The organism is Rhodococcus sp. T7, assembly GCF_009872365.1.
Lineage (GTDB): Bacteria > Actinomycetota > Actinomycetes > Mycobacteriales > Mycobacteriaceae > Rhodococcus_F.
Genome location: NZ_WXYH01000345.1, coordinates 32,975 through 49,081, shown reverse-complemented (window position 1 = coordinate 49,081; position 16,107 = coordinate 32,975). Strand labels below are relative to the sequence as shown.

Genomic DNA, 16,107 nt, shown 5'->3' with positions numbered 1-16,107 from the left:
CAGTAGTGATTTTGGTGAGCCGCAGCGTGGAAATCCAGGGAATGTGATCCATGCCATCGCACAATTTTTCGGACTCCTCCGCCGTGTGCTGGGTGGCCTGACTCTTCGTTGCGAGGCCTACGCCCGGATGTGGATCGTTGTGGCTCGGTCGGTGGGGGCGAAAGCGGTGCGCGTGCAGGGTGTTCCGATGCTGGGGGCCGACCTGCTGTGGCCGAGTTGGCTCGGCGCCGAGGTCGTCTGGGCCTCGACAGTCGGGGCAGGACCGTTGTGGGAATGGTGAACTCGGTTCCTCCGCCGAGAGGTATCAGGTAGTGCGGGCTGGTGAGCAGCTGCCGCGGCACGGGGATTCCCCTACCCTCGGTGTCGAGGCGGATGCCGTCATCCCGGCTCGGGGTCGACAGGAAAGGGCACTTCCATCGCTCGTAGAGGTGGGTGCGGCCACCGATTTCCCTGGCCGATCAGTTGGCCCTCGCGCAAAGAACGCGCGCCTGAATGGTCGCGCGGACGGTACGCGCCACCCGTCGGCGTCATGTGTCGGAGGGTGTTGATGCTGGTGCGGTTCAGGTGGGGGAGAGGATGGCGCTGTGGTCGGCGATGATCCGGGCGACGAGGTCGCGGCCGGGGCCGTGGTCGAGGGGCAGCGGGGTCGTGGTGGGGTCGGCGGCCAGGGCGGGGTGGGGCGTGATCGCCGGATCGGACGTCAGGACCCAGGCGAGGGTGTCCTCGTTGTGCCGGGCCCGGTAGGCGAGCCCGTCGATGTCGGGGTCGGCGGCGCGGATGGCGTGCGCCCACCGGCGGGTGGTGACATAGTGCCGGGCTTCGCACTTGGTGAGCCAGAGGTCTTGTCCGACCGCCGAGAGGTGCGGTCCGTGGAGTGCGGCGACGGTGAGGGTGCGGGTGACGGTGAGAGCGGTGAGGGTGCGGCCGGCCACCGCGCTGGCGGGCACGATCCGGGCGATCGAAGGGTCCAACGGGAGGTCCCGGCAGATGCTTTCGGCGACCGCACCGTCGGGGCTGTCGGCGATGTAGAGGTAGGCGTAGCTGCCGTCGAGAGAGTCGAACCGGCCACCGGCGAGCTCGTCGGGCTGCGCGGTTGGGTTCGGGGCATGCGGGGCGCGGCGGCTGCTGTGCACCCGCCACACCACTGTTCCCGCAGCCAGCACGGTCCGGTGCGCCGGCCGGAGTAACCCTCCGGCCGGTGGTTCGATATTCGGCATCAGCCGGGCAGCACCTCGGAGGCGAGCCGCTCGAGCTTCCGGTCGGCTGCGGGGTTCGGGTCGACCGCGAGATCGGCCGGGGTCTGCCCCTCGGGCAGGCGGGTGGAGGGGCTCAGCCACCACGACGCCACCCCCCACGGGTCGGTGGCCGCACCGAGGGCCGTGTTGATCGCGGCGACGGCGCCGCGGACCGAGGCGGTGGGCTCGTCGAACTGGAACGCCGGGTAACGGTAGCCGTTGCCGACGGGGAGGGCGACGACCTTGCCGGTGGTGCGGAGCCTCGAGGCGACGGTGCGATCGGCGGCGGGCCGGTGCAGGACGGCGGCGACCTGGCCGGCGGTGAGCATCGGGTGGTCGAGGATGTGCCGGCGGGCGGCCTGCTCGAGGTCGGCCTGGGTGATGGCGTCGTCGACGAGGTCGGCCCCGATGCGGGCGGCCTGGGTGCGGTCGGTCAGGGTCGGTGCCATCGCCAGCAGCGCGGTGACCTGATTGCGGACCAGGTGCATCTCGGGGCGGGCGGCGAGTTCGGAGGCGACGACGTCGATCAGTTCGGGGGTCGACAGATCCGACAAACGCCGTTCGTCCGGCGACGGTGCGGCGTGCGGGCGGTCGCCGGTGCGGGTGTAGCGGCCGGTGGCGGTGTCTCGGCGCAGCCGGTAGCCGGCGAGCTTGTGGTGCCGCCGCGGAGAGATCGATCGGTGGGTCGACATGAGCACTCCTTGCTACGTTTGCACCGATATCTTACACTGTTGCTTTCGTTGCGGCGAGAAGGCGCGTTGACTCATCCAAAATGCCCGCGTAAACCCCTTCGTTGCCTCACGTGAGAATGCCCGCGTCGCGGCGTGTCGACCAACGTCGGTGTGTGGTCGAGGGTAGGGCCGGAGGATGGGACTGACCATGGCCGAACGCAGAGCCGTCACCACGGCGATCGCGACCCGCTACAAGCGCGCCGATAAGCCGGGCAAGGCGAGGATCCTCGACGAGCTGTGCGCCACGACCGGCTGGCATCGCGACCACGCCCGCAAGGCCTCGCGGGCAGCGTTGACCCCGAAGGTGGTACGTCCCCGGACAGCACGCCCACCGATATACGGACCGAACGTTGTTGCGGCGTTGATCTTCTGCTGGGCGGTGCTGGGAATGCCGGGCCGGCAAGCGGCTGGCACCGGCGCTGCCCGACCTGGTGCCCATCCTGCGGACGTTCGGTGAACTCGACATCGACGACGCCACCGCAGTGTTGCTGGTGGGCATGTCCGCGGCCACCATCGACCGACGGCTGGCGCCCGAACGCAAGAAGCACGTCCTGCGGGGCCGTTCGCACACCAAACCCGGCACCTTGCTCAAGTCGCATATCCCGATCCGCACCTGGGCGCAATGGGACGATGTCGTGCCCGGCAACGCCCGAGATCGACCTGGTCGGACACGAGGGTGGCAACGCGATCGGCGAACACTGGTACACACTGACGGTCACCGACATAGCCACCGGCGCGGCCGTGAACCGTTCGGTGCCCAACAATGCCCGCAAATGGGTGGTCACCGCGCTGGAGGAGATCGCGAGCATCCTGCCGTTCCCACTGCTCGGGGTCGACTCGGACAACGGCAGCGAGTTCATCAATCATCATCTGCTCGACTGGTGCGAGAAACGGCAGATCACCTTCACCCGGTCGCGGCCGGGGAACTCCAACGACGGCGCTCATGTCGAGCAGAAGAACTGGGCGGTCGTGCGCACCATCGTCGGCTACCTCCGGTACGACTCACCCGCAGAATTGGTGTTACTCAACACGATCTGGGTGTTGCAATCGCAGTTGACGAACTACTTAGGCCCGCAGCAGAAATTGATCTCCAAGGTGCGGAACGGCGCGAGGTGATCAAGAAAGACGACATCTCCGTACCACTGAAAACCGGAATCGCCTCCGACCCACCAGGATTGCTTCCCCAGATCGACTACCTCACCCACCAGGACACCGTCGACGACCTGCTCGCCTTCTTCCCCGGCGCCACCCGAGCAGACCTACCCGACGGCGAGGGATGGGCGATCGAACGCGTCTCGATGACCACCCACAGCGGCACCCACCTCGACGCGCCGTACCACTACGCCTCGACGATGAACCGCGGTGAGCGCGCGATCACCATCGACGAAGTTCCCCTGGACTGGTGCCTGCAGCCCGCCGTGAAACTCGACTTCCGCCACCTCGACGACGGCTACGTCGTCACCCCCGACGACATCGACACCGAGCTCGACCGCATCGGTCACACCCTCAGCCCACTCGAGATCGTCGTGGTCAACACCTCCGCCGGCACCCGGTACGGGCACGACGACTACGTGTCGAAAGGCTGCGGCATCGGGCACGACGCCACCGTGCACCTGCTCGAACAAGGCGTACGGCTGACCGGGACCGACGCCTGGAGCTGGGATGCACCCTTCACCTACACCGCCGACCGCTACGCCCGCGAGCATGACAGCTCCGTGATCTGGGAGGGCCACAAGGCCGGACGGCAGATCGGATACTGCCACATCGAAAAACTCCACAATCTCGAAGACTTACCCTCCACCGGGTTCCAGGTGTCCTGCTTCCCCGTGAAAGTCCACGCCGGATCCGCCGGCTGGACCCGGGCCGTCGCCATCATCGACGCCCAAAATCAACCCAACGCCGCCCGTCATGGTGCGCAACTACGCCGCAACTGATGCGCACCGGTGCGCATCGACGTCGCAACTGTGCGCAACACCGCGCAACAGCTCGAATGTCTTGATGTTCATCACCTTTGAAATTCTATGGGACCAATCGTGTGGCTGCCGAATACTTTCACCTGCCTACGTGGCCGATCGTCCACCCATAGCCGGGGAGTCGTGGTACTCGCGTAGCGCACACGGAACATCGGACCACCGCGCCACAACTCGATCCGTTGCCTGCCGACGGCCTCGGCTCGGCGCGAGGTCGCCGTCCGAGTATCAATGGCAACGACCCGTGTCGGGCCCGCACCAACCGAGCATTAACCGGCGAGGGTATCCATCAGCTCGGTGGCCAGCAGCGCGGCATTGATCGACACCTGGGCAGGGTTACCGATGCCCTCTTCGGCCCTGCCGGCCATCTCGGCCCCGGTCGCGGAAGCGTTGCCGAACAGCTCGGGTAACCACGCGAGGGCGTGTTCGGTGGTGGTGGCGCTGATCGGGTCGGCGAGGAGTCGCCGGAACGCGCCGGCCAACTCGTCGGGCTCGGAGGCGACGAGCATCCGGTAGATGTCGTGGGCGTCCTTGTTCTGCAGGCGTCCCGGGGTGCCGAGGCGTTCGTGGATCTTGTGGATTTTGGCGACCAGGAGCGCGGCGGTGCCGGCGACCCGGACGTCGTAGACGCGGTAATCGGCGTTGTCGAGGGCGGTGATGGCCATGACGGTGTTGTCGACGACGCAGCCTTCGAGGCCGGTGGCGATCCGCATCGCGTTCTTGGCGTGCGGGGGCAGCCGCGGTGAGCGACCGGCGGTGCTGGTCCGGTTGGACAGGGCGGAGGGGACCATCAGGTCGACGGGGATGCCCTGCCTGTTGAGCCATGCGCCGGGCTGCCCGTTGGTGTTCAGGTAGAACCCGGCACCGGTCAGGGCGTCCTCGAGGTGCGGGTCGTCTCTCAGGTCGCGGGGGTTGACGGCGAGGTCGCTGTCCTTCGTCGACTCGGCCAACGCGACGACGGCGGCTCCGCTGCGCAGGTACACCGCCTGCGCGCCGATCACGATCAGCGCGTCGCGGTGATCATCGAGGGCGTGCAGGGCGTCGAGGAGTGCGCTGCGGGCTTCGACGAGGAGGTTATCGCCGCCAGGCTGATTCATGGGCCTGCATCCATTCTATGAGTTCTTCGCCTTCGGCCGGGTTGCGTCCGGGACCGGACAGCAGGTCGACGGCGACCTGCTCGATCGCCGCGATCGTGTACCCGTCCCTGGCCTGGGAGGTGTTGTCGAAGACGACCGAGTATTCCGGTTCTCCGAGAATCACGTTCGCCGCTTCCGCGGTGTCGGGGTCGACCGGGTGCAGGCGCCACTTCCTGGCCGCTTCGTCCAGATTCTCGGTGTAGATGAACGCGGCCCGCGCCGGCGCGTACGGTGCCCACTCGGCCGCGGCGACGGATCCGGTGACCGCGTACCGGAAGCTCGGGTTCTGTTCTTTCGCAAGCTTTTTCAGCAGTGATGGGACACCGCGGGGGTCGATGAACTGATACGTCTGGGTGTTGTCGACGAAACTGTAGTCCCGGCTCCACCGGCGGAGCAGCTGCGGCCAGTCGGTGACCTCGAACCTCTTGTCGGCGGTCCTGGTGACCAGCTCCTCTTCCTGCAGGAGTTCCAGGACGCGGTAGGTCGCACCGGTGGAGACCCCCGCCTGTGCGACGAGTTCGCGCGCCGACCACGGCCCGTTTTCTCGGACCAGGGTGCGGACGAGCCTGGCGGCGGGCTCACCCTTGAGCGTCGCCCTAGGCCGGCCCGGACCCCGGAACGGGTCCTGGGCCGCGCCCCGGTCGCGAAGGACCAGCGCCGGCCGCCGTGCGGTGACCATCACGTTGCCCGTCGTATCGATGTACGACAAATTCAGCTCACGCAGGAGTTCTTGCAGGGGAGGGGAGATGTAGCGGGCCATCACCAGTCCCTGGGCGGGGGTGTCGTCGGTGACGGTGCCGAGGCGGCGGGCCACGACGCCGATATCGCGCCGATTCAGTACCTGCTTCACCTCGACCAGGAAGCTGGCGGTATCGCCGTCCGGTGTGGTGATCCAGAGTTGCCCGTCAGCGCTCGGCTCGTTCCGGTTGTGGGCGGTGTTTGCCTCGGACCGGGCATTCCAGTCTTCCGGTGCGAGGCCTTGGAGTAACTGGGTGCATTGGCGGAGGATGGCTCGCTCGTTCGTTGTCGCGGACATCGCAGCACCCCTCTCCTGTGTTCGCTTTAATATAGCATTCCGTTGCAATGCGGACTGCCGTAGTTTTCCGAACAATCGACGCCGAGGACCTCTGACCGCAGTCCCGACGTTCGGGTTATGATCATGTTCCGGTGTTCACCGGAATCTAAGAATTGCGTGATTTCGGAGGCGGTCGATGTCGGACGGATCAGTGCCGGTCAAGAAGTCTGCAAGTCCGTATTCGACTGGCGGTGGCGGTGTCCGGTTGGAACACCGCTTGGGGGCTCACTACCTGACTCGGTTGCTGACCGGTGGCGTCGAAACGGAGTTGGGGGACCGTGCGCCGGTACGGGTGGACTTTCAACAGTCACCTGCGACGACGGTCGACGACCTGGTGTTGACCGCGCCGGCGGCTGATGGTGGCTCGAGTGTCCGACTCGAGATCGCGGTCCGCCGAACACCGAACGGTTGCGTCCATGAAGATGGTGTACGAGCTGGGGATCGAAAGTACCGGCGTGTCGTAACCAGAAGAGCGTCCTGGTGCGGCGGCCGGACCGTGCCGGGAAACCGTGGAAGCGGCAGCCGGGTCTGCATTCCGATAGATCGCCTGAGGTTTACCCGGCGGCCACCCGGAAACCCATGCGATCCACAGCCTCCGACACACGGCGCGGCGACCACTCGACCCGGAAACCACCCACCGAAAATCGAGGTTAACCGGCTAATCGGGACATATGCGCACGTCAGAAGCGACTCGCACACAGGTGTGGTACTTGTACTGCGAGGAGAGTAGGACTACGACTGGTCATATGACGGACCAACTCAAGCTGCGTCCAGATCCGGGCGCAGCGACCGTCGATGTCGGGTAATCGTCTCGGGCACGCCGGCCATGTAAGCAGGCTGGCGAGCAGGTCGACGACTGCTCGTGGGCCCAATACCGCTGATGGGCAGTCTGGTCCGTGTGGGCGTGACGGACCATAGTCGCTTTGGGAACCAGGCGTCCCGGGCAATCCGTTGGGTTCCTCGGCGTTGACCCCGACATGCCTCACCCGAGGACGGTGTGTTGCCAGCCTTTCCGTTCACACATCGCGCGACAACGGACGTCTGGATGGATGCTGTTGTCGGGCATCTTATCTAGACAGTTACTCAGTTTCGGGATGTCGTGATGTTGACGCCCGCGCGTGGCCGGCTGGAGGTGGTTCACTGCAACGGCGATGAACCATTCCGACCTCGAGCGCTGAGAACTGTGCTGCGATTAGCCGGTCAAAGTTACGACAATGCTCTCGCCGAGACGTTCTTCCAAGGCCTCAAGAGGGAATGGCTGCACGGACGCAGCTAGACGTCGAAGTCGCAGGCACGGCTGGAGCTGTTCGACTGGCTCTCGTACTTCAATCGGCGTCGCCGTTCACTCCGCCCTCGGCTACCTCACACCAGCCGAGTTCGAACAACGGCTGATCGCGTCGTCTACGCTGTCAATCGCCGCATGAAATCCGGTGTCCACTCCCGAGGGGCAACCTCAGTCGCGGGATTTACCCGACACCGTGGCCACATGGGGATCGCTGTCATGGACGGAACAACCCGGGTGGCGCTACCACCTCCGGGGGCCACCATTTTGGCCGCGATCCCTGGAGTTTATCGGTATGAATCGCGGGCAGCGATACCCTGAGGACACGTTTTTGAAAGGTCTGGCATGATGTGGTTCCGCTGGTCGTGTCGTCGGGGTTCGCTGCATCGTGGGACGACGGATCCGAGCACTCGATACGATGGCTGAGAATGATCCCTTCGGCACCCAGCGCGACGCGGCTACCGCGGTCGTTGCGGACTTGTGTGCGGCTGGTTTCGAAGATGCCCAGGAGATCGGGCACGGTGGATTCGGGGTGGTCTACCGGTGCACCCAGATTGCGCTGGATCGGATCGTGGCGGTAAAGGTGCTCACCGTTGCACTCGACGAGGAGAACCGGGTCCGGTTCTTCCGGGAACAGAAGACGATGGGCCGGCTGACCGGTCATCCGAACATCGTGAACGTCTTGCATGTCGGCGAAACCGCGGGCGGGCTGCCCTTCATCGTGATGCCGTATCACCCGCAGGACTCCCTCGACACACGGATCCGGCGAGTGGGTCCGCTGTTGTTGGATGAGGCACTGCGGCTGGGGGTGCGGGTGTCCGGTGCGGTCGAGACGGTGCACCGGCTCGGCATCCTGCACCGCGACGTCAAGCCCGGCAACATCCTGCTCACCGACTATGGCGAACCTGCACTGACCGATTTCGGTATCGCGCACATCGCCGGGGGCTTCGAGACCGCCACCGGCACCGTCATCGGGTCACCGGCGTACACCGCCCCGGAGGTGCTCGAGGGCGATCCGCCGACCCCGGCCTCGGATATCTACAGCCTCGGCGCCACGTTGTTCAGTGCCCTGACCGGGCATGCCGCGTTCGAACGGCGCAGTGGTGAGCAGGTGGTGGCGCAGTTCCTGCGGATCACCACCCAGCCGGTGCCCGATCTGCGCGGGCACGGCCTCGACGGCGACGTGTCGGCCGCGATCGCCCGCGCGATGTCCCGCGACCCCGGGGAGCGGCCGGCCACCGCCGCGGACTTCGGTGAGCAGTTGCGCCGGATCCAACGCGAGCGCGGGCTTCCGGTCTCCGAGATGGCCCTGCAAACAGTCCATGGTGCGTCGGAAAGCATGGGGCAGCATTCGTCTGGCGGTCAGCGCCGATCCACAGAACCGTCCCCTCAAGGCGGCGGGGGTGCGAAGGGGAACCTTCCGCTGGAATTGACCAGTTTCGTCGGCCGTCGCCATGAGCTGACCGAGGCGAAGAACATGCTGGCCGGGTCCCGGCTGGGGACGTTGGCCGGGATCGGGGGTGTGGGTAAGACCCGGCTGGCGCTGCGGGTCGCGGAGACTGTGCGTCGCGACTACCCGGACGGGGTGTGGCTGGTCGCGCTGGGTGAGCTGCACGAGGGGTCGTTGCTGGTGGATGCGGTGGCCGGAGCCCTGGGGTTGCGGGACCACGCCGCGACGTCGCTGCGCGCGGTGCTGGTGGAATTCCTGACCGAACGGAAGTTGCTGCTGGTGCTCGACAACTGTGAACAGGTGGTGGACGCGGTCGCGGAGCTGACCGAGACCCTGCTGCGGGCCTGCCCCGGGTTGCGGGTCCTGGCCACCAGCCGCGAACCCCTCGGCATCGGCGGGGAGGCAGTGCTGCGGGTGCCACCGCTGGCCGTCCCCGACCCGGACCGCCGGCCGTCGCTGCGGGGGCTGCCCAGCTACGACGCGGTGACGTTGTTCACCGAACGCGGCGCCGCCGCGGTTCCCGGTTTCGCGCTCACCGAGGACACCAAGGACGCGGTGACGCGGATCTGCCAGCGGCTGGACGGGCTGCCGTTGCCGATCGAGCTCGCAGCAGCCCGATTGCGGGCGATGTCGCCCCAGCAGATCCTTGGGCGGCTCACCGACCGCTACGCCCTGCTCACCCGCGGCAGCCGGGACGCGCCGTCGCGGCAGCAGACCCTCCGGCTGTCGATCGACTGGAGTTTCGAGCTGTGTACCGTCCGGGAACAACTCGTGTGGGGGCGATTGTCGGTGTTCGCGGGCAGCTTCGAACTCGATGCCGCCGAGCAGGTGTGTGGCGCGGATCTGACCGCGGTCGAGCTGGACGACGCGGTGACCTCCCTGGTGGACAAGTCGATCCTGATCCGGGAGGAGTCCGGGGCGGTGGTGCGATTCCGGATGCTCGAGACGGTGCGCGAGTACGGCCGTGAGAAACTCGAGCAGACCGGCGAGTACCTGCCCCTGCGACGCCGGCACCAGGACTGGTACCAGGGGTTGGCGGTCGACGCGGAGGCCGACTGGATCAGCGCCCACCAGCTCGAGTTGATCTCCCGCCTGCGCCGGGAGCAGCCGAACATCCGGGAGGCGCTGGAGTTCTGTGTGTCCGACGACCCTGCAGCGGGGCTGCGCACCGCCGCCGCGCTGTTCCTGTTCTGGCTTTCCCAAGGCCTCTTCAGCGAGGGACGGCGCTGGCTCGGCCGGTTCCTGGTCACCGAGGGCGGCACACCGACCCTCGACAGAGTCAAGGCGTTGTACGCGGCCAGTGTGCTAGCCGAAGTTCAGGGGGATCTTCCGGCGGGTGCCGCGCTGATCGAAGAAGGGCGGATGCTCGCCACGCAGACCGGCGACCCCATGATGGCCGCATTCGTCGACTACGCCGACGCGATCCTGGCTCTCTACGACCGGGATCTCGCGAGAGCGTGCGCGCACTTCGAAGGCGCCCTCCCAGTAGTCGACGCGGGCGATAACCGCGTACTCCAGACCGGTGCTCGCAGCATGCTGGGCGTGGCCTACGAACTGCGCGGCCAGACGCAGCGCGCGATCGAATACCACGAGCAGGTGCTCGCGATCACTGAAGCATGCGGCGAAGCGATGCACCGGTCGTACTCGCTGTGGGCCATGGGCGTTGCCGTGTGGCAGCAGGGTGACACTGCTCGTGCGGTGCGGTTACTCGAACAGGCGCTGCAGCTGACCAGGCAAGCCAACTTCCCGCGCATCGCCGGGTCCTGTCTCGAGGCGCTGGCCTGGGTCGCCTGCGAACTGCGCGACGCGCCCCGGACGGCGGTCCTGCTCGGGTCCGCGGAGGAACTGGGGCGGTCGGTGGGCACCGTCGCGGTCGTGTACCCCACCCTGCTCGACCACCACAACGAATGCGAGCAGAAGGCGCGTCAGGCACTCGGCGAAAAGGCATTCGAGGCGGCCCACCGCCGGGGCCTGCAATTGGATTTTGACGCGGCCATCGCCTACGCCCTCGGTGAGCAACCCCCGCCGGCACCGGCTCCGGCGACCGGTACGGAGGTGAGCCTGACCAAGCGGGAGCGCGAGGTTGCCGGGTTGATCGCCGAGGGCATGACCAACAGGGCGATCGCCGCCAAGCTGGTGATCGCCGAACGGACCGCCCAGGGACACGTGGAGCACATCCTGACCAAGCTCGGGTTCACCTCCCGGGCGCAGGTCGCGGCCTGGGTCGTCGAGCAGACACATGACGCGCCTCACCGGCACAGCTGATCAATATGACACCTCCCCTCTGGCGTGGTGGTGCGGGCGAAGACGCTGGACTTTGCTGTCCCGCAGCATGTTCGGCCGATACTGCCACGGGCACGAGGCCTTCGGCTCCGTACGGCTCGCCGGTGACCGCGACCAAACGGGACCGGCGCGGTCGACGGAACGAACTACGTCGCCCCCTTCCAGGTCTCGGTCCCCGTCCTTTTCGCCAACACCACCCTGGCAACGAAGGCAGGGGTCACCACACCGCCGACGACGACCTCCGAACTCCTGGAAGCGGCCCGACGGGTCAAGGCCTCCACCGGCATGGCATCGGTCAACATGCCCCGTGACGCCGGTTCCGCGGATTGGTACGCCCAAGCGCTGATCCAGAGCAGCGGCGGCACCTTCGTGTACCCGGACGGAACGCCCGGATTCGACACCCCGGAAGGACGGCGCGCCTTGTCGATATGGGAGAACCTCGGCGCCGAAGGACTTCAGGACCCCATCAGCGCCGCAGACGCCTTCACCGCATTCACCTCGGGACGACTCGCCTACTACACCGGCAGCCCGGCCCAGTCGGCCTCGGCGCAGAAGGCTGTGGGTGACGCGTTCGAGTGGACAGTCACCGACCTGCCCATCCCCGACGGCGGGAAGTCATCGCTGTCCGTGGGCGGAAACGACTTCATCGTCCTCTCGGACGACGCCTGCCGCGCCGCATTCGCCAACGAAATGATCTCCGACCTTCTCGACCCGGAGATCATCGCGGCCAGCTCAAAGACCTACAGCTACATCCCCGTCGATACCGAGGCGGCCACACAGCTCGCGACGGACCCGGCCGCAACCACCCAGCTCGGCTACTCGTGGACCTACACCGGAACCCCGACACCCTGGGGCGGCTGGCACGGTGCCGCCACGCCTCGGGTGAACGCCCTGCTGAAAGCGATGGCCGAGCGACTGACCACAGGCGAGGACACCAACACCGTCGTTCCCGAGACCGTCCGACGCATCACCTCGGCGGTGAAATGACATGAGCGCCATCAGCATGCGGGGAGTGTCAAAAAGGTTCGGCGACACCATCGCGGTGCACGACCTCGACCTCGACCTCGCAAGCGGAGAAAGTCTGGTCATCCTCGGACCGTCCGGCTCCAGAAAATCAACCCTGCTCCGAATTCTGGCCGGACTCGAGACCCCGGACACCGGTGAGATCCGGATCGCCGACGTCCTGCAGACGGCCTACCACCGCACCGCCGGGACGTCGCGATCGTGTTTCAGCACTTCGCGCTGTACCCCCATCTGTCCGCCCTGAACAACATCACCCTCGGGCTGCGGCACGGCCTCGGATTGTCCAAAGCGCGGAAGCACACGCGCGCGCCCACGACATCGCCAAGCGGCTCGCAATCCGAGACCTGTTGCCGCGGTTGCCCCGGCAGATGTCAGGCGGTCAACGTCAGCGGGTCGCGCTAGGACGGGCACTGACCCGCCAGGCCGGCGTCGTACTGCTCGACGAGCCGCTGTCCGGATTGGACGCCCAGTTGCGGCTGGCGCTGCGCGCGGAAATTGGAACGATGCTCAGGGCAACCGGGGCGACAACCGTGCACGTCACACACGACCAGGCTGATGCCATGGCCATGGCCGATCGAATCGCACTGGTACACAACGGTATCGTCGAGCAGATCGGCACCCCCGAGGAGCTGTACCGGCGCCCAGCCTCGATCTTCGTCGCCACATTCATAGGTACACCACCGATGACGATGTTCAACCCGAATGACGATGGCGACACACCGTTCGGCCCGCTCGCGCCGACCGCTCGCCTGGTCACCCTCGGCATACGACCCGAGCAGGTCTGCATCGGACGAAATTCCCACCCATGGACGGCCAGGGCCAGGGTTCGCTTGATCGAGCACGAGGGCGCCTCGTCAGTGCTGCACCTGGACTGCTCGGGAGCACCACTGCGTGCGCGCATCGCCGCGGATACCCGCGTAGAAATCGGAGGGGAGATCGTCGTCGGCTGTGACCCAGTACATGTTCACGTGTTCGACCGCGATAACGGGATGCGGTTGGGCTCGGCGGCTGCGTTCCTCGAACCCTCCCGCGGCTGATCGCGGATCGATGCCACACCGCGCGATCGACGACAAGAAATTCACAGCTGCGAAGCGCAATTCCGACCAGGGTGCGCCCCGATCAGCGGCGTGTTCATAGCGGCTCGAGACCAACTGTCAGGTCCCGGTCATCTCCAGCAACTCTCTCCGCGGCGTTCTCCGCCGGATCGCCGACGAGATGCTGCGCGATGTCCTCGACTACGAAGGCAAGTTACCGTTGGCGGTCGCCCACACCCTGCGCACTGGCGGCGCGATCGTGAAATCCAGGTGGAACCGATCACCGGCCAGCGCCTCCACCACGTCCGTGAAATGGTGCCCCGGTGAGTGTTCGGCTTCTTACGTGTCGGGCACGTGGTCCCCGATCGTGACCGAAGCGATTCCGATCCAGCGCCGCACCCTACGGGGGTGCGATCCCGTCGCGTTTCAACATCGATTGCTAGGACCGGGCACATCGAACGACGGACCGGCATCATCGCGCCAGATGATCGATCTCACCGCGTGGGGCCGAGCGGATAGCCGCGATCACCGGTTGCCGCGCTGTCGATCTCTTCCGTCGACATGCCGAGCAGACTCGTGCTGATGTCGCGGCTCTGCTCGCTGGCGAGCGGTGCCTGTCGCATCGGCAAGTGGGGAATGGTGGCGAGTGTCCGACCCGTGCGGTGATCGGCAACGCACTCGGCGAAAAGTCGTGTTCTACGAGGGCAAGCTAGCGCAGCACGTCCCGGGCTTGAAGACGCCGTTGCCGGTAGCAGGCCCAGTTCCCCTTCATGGGCCGCTGCACCGCGTCACCGTCAATTGCCTGCCGGGCACCGCAGAATCGTCGAGCGAGTATTCGTCGGTCGGGCCCCTCACTTGATCACTAAGCCTGCGTCGATCGGCAGCTGAACACCGGTGACGTACCGGGCGGCGTCGCTGACCAGCCACAGGATCGCGTTGCTAATGTCCGTCGGCTCGACCCAGGCGATGGGAAGGGCGTTGAGGGTGGCGAACGAGTCGGCGACCTCTTCCCGCGTCACCTCCGACGGATTCCGGTCCGGGAGGAACACCTTGTAGGTTTCTTCATTCTGGATCATGTCGGTGTCCACCGACGTCGGGTGCACGGAGTTGACCCTGATCATGTGCGGGGCAAGTTCATTGGCCATCGTCTTGACCAGCCCAACCACACCGTGCTTGGCGGCGACATAATGCGAAAGGTTCGCCAGCCCCTTGATTCCCGCTGTGGAGCTGGTCAGCACGATTGCGCCACCGTTGTCGTTGGCCTTCAGATGCGGGACGGTGGCCCGCACGGTCTTGAACACCCCCGACAGATTGATGTCGATCATGTCGTCCCACAACTCATCGGTGAGATCCTCGATCGTTCCGAAGCTGGCGATTCCGGCGTTGGCCAGCACAATGTCGAGCCTGCCCAGCTGCGCCACCCCGTCGTCGACGGCTGCCTTCAGCCCCGCACTGTCGCGAACATCGGCCTCGGTGGCGATGATTTGTCGGTCGAGTGCCTCCACCTGCCGGACGGTCTCTTTTAGATCCTCGGGGGCGGCCAGTGGGTACCCGACCGATCCGACCTGGGCACAGATGTCCGTTGCGATGATGTCGGCGCCCTCCTGCGCCAGTCGGAGCGCGTGGCTGCGCCCCTGACCGCGGGCGGCGCCGGTGATGAAGGCAACCTTGCCGTCGAGCAGACCCATTCGTTCTCCTTCGAAGACGTCGGCGACCGGTGAGGCCGTCGGAACTCATTGACGTGTGACCCAGATGTCAGCAAATGTCTTGTCGCACGAAACACTAGTAGGTGCAGGCAGCGAATGGCTGTCCCAATTTGGGATTTGAACGTCTGTCGCAAATTGTGACACAAGACGATCCGGGCTTCAGCCTGGCGTCAGTGTCGGTGCACTGCCATGTGATTCGCCGCAAAGCAGTGTCAGTCGGAGTTGCCATCGGTGTCGTTCACATTCGTTGACCCCAATGTTTGCGGCGGATGCGACAGACTCAGGGGACGCGGGGCGCATTTCGGCGGAAACTCTGGTGGGCACAAAATCATCGCCACTGAATGCTTCCGCGAGTGTCACTGCAGAGGAACCGCGCCAGCTGGGACTTCGGGTATCGGATCAGCGGGTGACCATGTCCGTCCGATCCCAGATCGCACGCATGCTGGTTATCTTGGCGTCGTCGTCGAACGTCATCACGTCGATGATGGAGAGGTCGATCTTCCTCTCACCCCTGTGTGTGGTGAGCGTGAAATTGAAGGCCGCAGTGTCGGCGGCGATCCGGACGATGCCGAGCTCGACGGTCTGCTCGAGCGGTTCGACGATGCCGTAGAGCGCGCGGATCGACTCCTCAGTGGTCCGGAGGTCGGTGCCGACCGGGTCCTCGACCGTCGCGCCCGGCGCGTACAGCGCCAGCACGTCGTCGACGGTGCCCGAGGCCACCGACTTCACGTACGACTCGATAGTGTTCTGAATGCTTTCGCGTGACGGCGCCATGCCGGTTCCCTTCGGATGGTCGAATGTGATCTGGACGAGGCCGTACCGGCGTGCGAGAGAGTCTGTCGGCGGGAGTCGAGCAACTTGAATCCCGAGTATCGACGGTGAAGTCACGGTCGCCCGATATCGTCCAGGCCGCGACCGCCGGATCAGCCTTCTGCCGAGTGTAATCCACAATCGGCGACTCTGACGCGCGGGCGCCCACCATCTGCGTCCTCGGCATGCCGGATCGGGGTGTCGGACTTACCTATATCCGAGGGCTCACTCCGCGGGTCGATACGCAGCGAGGTGCGGGAAGCGGTATGGCCATCGCAATTTGGTGTGGTCTGTTGCCCGTCCCAAAGTGACACATCAAGTATCGGACCGACTCGATACGGTTGACGATGGCTTCGGTCTTCGTCGTCGAGC

General features: G+C 65.9%; 12 protein-coding genes and 4 pseudogenes. 9 read left to right on the top strand and 7 right to left on the bottom strand.

The features are described from left to right. Positions 1–280: hypothetical protein (locus MLGJGCBP_RS52205; RefSeq protein WP_236581510.1), on the top strand; the 280-nt coding region annotated here is incomplete at its 5' end. Between the two features lie 280 nt (positions 281–560). Here the strand turns inward: MLGJGCBP_RS52205 and MLGJGCBP_RS33410 are convergent. Both MLGJGCBP_RS33410 and MLGJGCBP_RS33405 read right to left on the bottom strand, forming a co-directional pair. Beyond that, the gene (locus tag MLGJGCBP_RS33410; RefSeq protein ID WP_160101073.1) at positions 561–1,217 is read right to left on the bottom strand and encodes an RES family NAD+ phosphorylase; all 657 of its coding nucleotides are present in this window, start codon (positions 1,215–1,217) and stop codon (positions 561–563) included. Next, positions 1,217–1,927, bottom strand: a complete 711-nt coding sequence (locus MLGJGCBP_RS33405) for a hypothetical protein (RefSeq protein WP_160101071.1) — start codon at positions 1,925–1,927, stop codon at positions 1,217–1,219. Before MLGJGCBP_RS33405 ends, MLGJGCBP_RS33410 begins: the two co-directional genes overlap by 1 nt. Before the next feature lie 175 nt (positions 1,928–2,102). Here MLGJGCBP_RS33405 and MLGJGCBP_RS54415 point away from each other — a divergent pair. Both MLGJGCBP_RS54415 and MLGJGCBP_RS33395 read left to right on the top strand, forming a co-directional pair. Continuing rightward, positions 2,103–3,079: pseudogene (locus tag MLGJGCBP_RS54415) on the top strand (integrase catalytic domain-containing protein); the annotation flags it as partial. After that, positions 3,079–3,900 (top strand): cyclase family protein, encoded by an 822-nt coding sequence (locus MLGJGCBP_RS33395; protein ID WP_160101069.1) that lies wholly within the window; start codon positions 3,079–3,081, stop codon positions 3,898–3,900. The pseudogene MLGJGCBP_RS54415 and the gene MLGJGCBP_RS33395, both read left to right, overlap by 1 nt. 305 nt (positions 3,901–4,205) lie before the next feature. On the opposite strand, the gene MLGJGCBP_RS33390 is transcribed toward MLGJGCBP_RS33395, so the two are convergent. Next, complete coding sequence (locus MLGJGCBP_RS33390; protein WP_160101067.1) at positions 4,206–5,033, bottom strand: hypothetical protein; 828 nt, start codon at positions 5,031–5,033, stop codon at positions 4,206–4,208. Next, positions 5,011–6,108, bottom strand: a complete 1,098-nt coding sequence (locus MLGJGCBP_RS33385; RefSeq protein WP_160101065.1) for a hypothetical protein — start codon at positions 6,106–6,108, stop codon at positions 5,011–5,013. The genes MLGJGCBP_RS33390 and MLGJGCBP_RS33385 overlap by 23 nt, the downstream gene beginning before the upstream one ends. Positions 6,109–7,345: 1,237 nt before the next feature. Between MLGJGCBP_RS33385 and MLGJGCBP_RS33380 the strand changes: the two are divergent. From MLGJGCBP_RS33380 to MLGJGCBP_RS52195, 6 genes and pseudogenes are all read left to right on the top strand, one after another. Further along, a pseudogene (locus MLGJGCBP_RS33380) lies at positions 7,346–7,571 on the top strand (integrase core domain-containing protein); the annotation flags it as partial. A 276-nt stretch (positions 7,572–7,847) separates the two neighbouring features. Further along, positions 7,848–11,144 carry a protein kinase domain-containing protein gene (locus MLGJGCBP_RS33375; RefSeq protein ID WP_160101063.1) on the top strand — a complete coding sequence of 1,099 codons (3,297 nt, stop codon included), beginning with the start codon at positions 7,848–7,850 and terminating at the stop codon, positions 11,142–11,144. Positions 11,145–11,306: 162 nt separating this feature from the next. After that, positions 11,307–12,149: pseudogene (locus MLGJGCBP_RS33370) on the top strand (extracellular solute-binding protein); the annotation flags it as partial. 1 nt (position 12,150) lies between these two features. Continuing rightward, a complete protein-coding gene (locus MLGJGCBP_RS53300; RefSeq protein WP_160101061.1) occupies positions 12,151–12,429 on the top strand; it encodes an ATP-binding cassette domain-containing protein in 279 nt (92 codons plus the stop codon). Continuing rightward, positions 12,323–12,625: pseudogene (locus tag MLGJGCBP_RS54410) on the top strand (ATP-binding cassette domain-containing protein); the annotation flags it as partial. The gene MLGJGCBP_RS53300 and the pseudogene MLGJGCBP_RS54410, both read left to right, overlap by 107 nt. A 30-nt stretch (positions 12,626–12,655) precedes the next feature. After that, positions 12,656–13,222 (top strand): TOBE domain-containing protein, encoded by a 567-nt coding sequence (locus tag MLGJGCBP_RS52195; RefSeq protein WP_236581512.1) that lies wholly within the window; start codon positions 12,656–12,658, stop codon positions 13,220–13,222. 491 nt (positions 13,223–13,713) lie between these two features. On the opposite strand, the gene MLGJGCBP_RS53295 is transcribed toward MLGJGCBP_RS52195, so the two are convergent. From MLGJGCBP_RS53295 to MLGJGCBP_RS33350, 3 genes are all read right to left on the bottom strand, one after another. Then, positions 13,714–13,842: a hypothetical protein gene (locus tag MLGJGCBP_RS53295; RefSeq protein WP_268960791.1), complete on the bottom strand. Its 129-nt coding sequence runs from the start codon at positions 13,840–13,842 to the stop codon at positions 13,714–13,716. Positions 13,843–14,070: 228 nt separating this feature from the next. Beyond that, positions 14,071–14,907 (bottom strand): mycofactocin-coupled SDR family oxidoreductase, encoded by an 837-nt coding sequence (locus tag MLGJGCBP_RS33355; RefSeq protein WP_160101057.1) that lies wholly within the window; start codon positions 14,905–14,907, stop codon positions 14,071–14,073. Positions 14,908–15,324: 417 nt separating this feature from the next. Continuing rightward, a complete protein-coding gene (locus MLGJGCBP_RS33350) occupies positions 15,325–15,699 on the bottom strand; it encodes a nuclear transport factor 2 family protein (protein ID WP_160101055.1) in 375 nt (124 codons plus the stop codon). Positions 15,700–16,107: the final 408 nt, after the last annotated feature.

Excerpts from the sequence above, each read along its gene's own strand:
- MLGJGCBP_RS33410 (WP_160101073.1), bottom strand. The coding sequence starts at position 1,217 with ATGCCGAATATCGAACCACCGGCCGGAGGGTTACTCCGGCCGGCGCAC.
- MLGJGCBP_RS33405 (WP_160101071.1), bottom strand. The coding sequence starts at position 1,927 with ATGTCGACCCACCGATCGATCTCTCCGCGGCGGCACCACAAGCTCGCC.
- MLGJGCBP_RS33390 (WP_160101067.1), bottom strand. The coding sequence starts at position 5,033 with ATGAATCAGCCTGGCGGCGATAACCTCCTCGTCGAAGCCCGCAGCGCA.
- MLGJGCBP_RS33385 (WP_160101065.1), bottom strand. The coding sequence starts at position 6,108 with ATGTCCGCGACAACGAACGAGCGAGCCATCCTCCGCCAATGCACCCAG.
- MLGJGCBP_RS33375 (WP_160101063.1), top strand. The coding sequence starts at position 7,848 with ATGGCTGAGAATGATCCCTTCGGCACCCAGCGCGACGCGGCTACCGCG.
- MLGJGCBP_RS53300 (WP_160101061.1), top strand. The coding sequence starts at position 12,151 with ATGAGCGCCATCAGCATGCGGGGAGTGTCAAAAAGGTTCGGCGACACC.
- MLGJGCBP_RS53295 (WP_268960791.1), bottom strand. The coding sequence starts at position 13,842 with ATGCGACAGGCACCGCTCGCCAGCGAGCAGAGCCGCGACATCAGCACG.
- MLGJGCBP_RS33355 (WP_160101057.1), bottom strand. The coding sequence starts at position 14,907 with ATGGGTCTGCTCGACGGCAAGGTTGCCTTCATCACCGGCGCCGCCCGC.
- MLGJGCBP_RS33350 (WP_160101055.1), bottom strand. The coding sequence starts at position 15,699 with ATGGCGCCGTCACGCGAAAGCATTCAGAACACTATCGAGTCGTACGTG.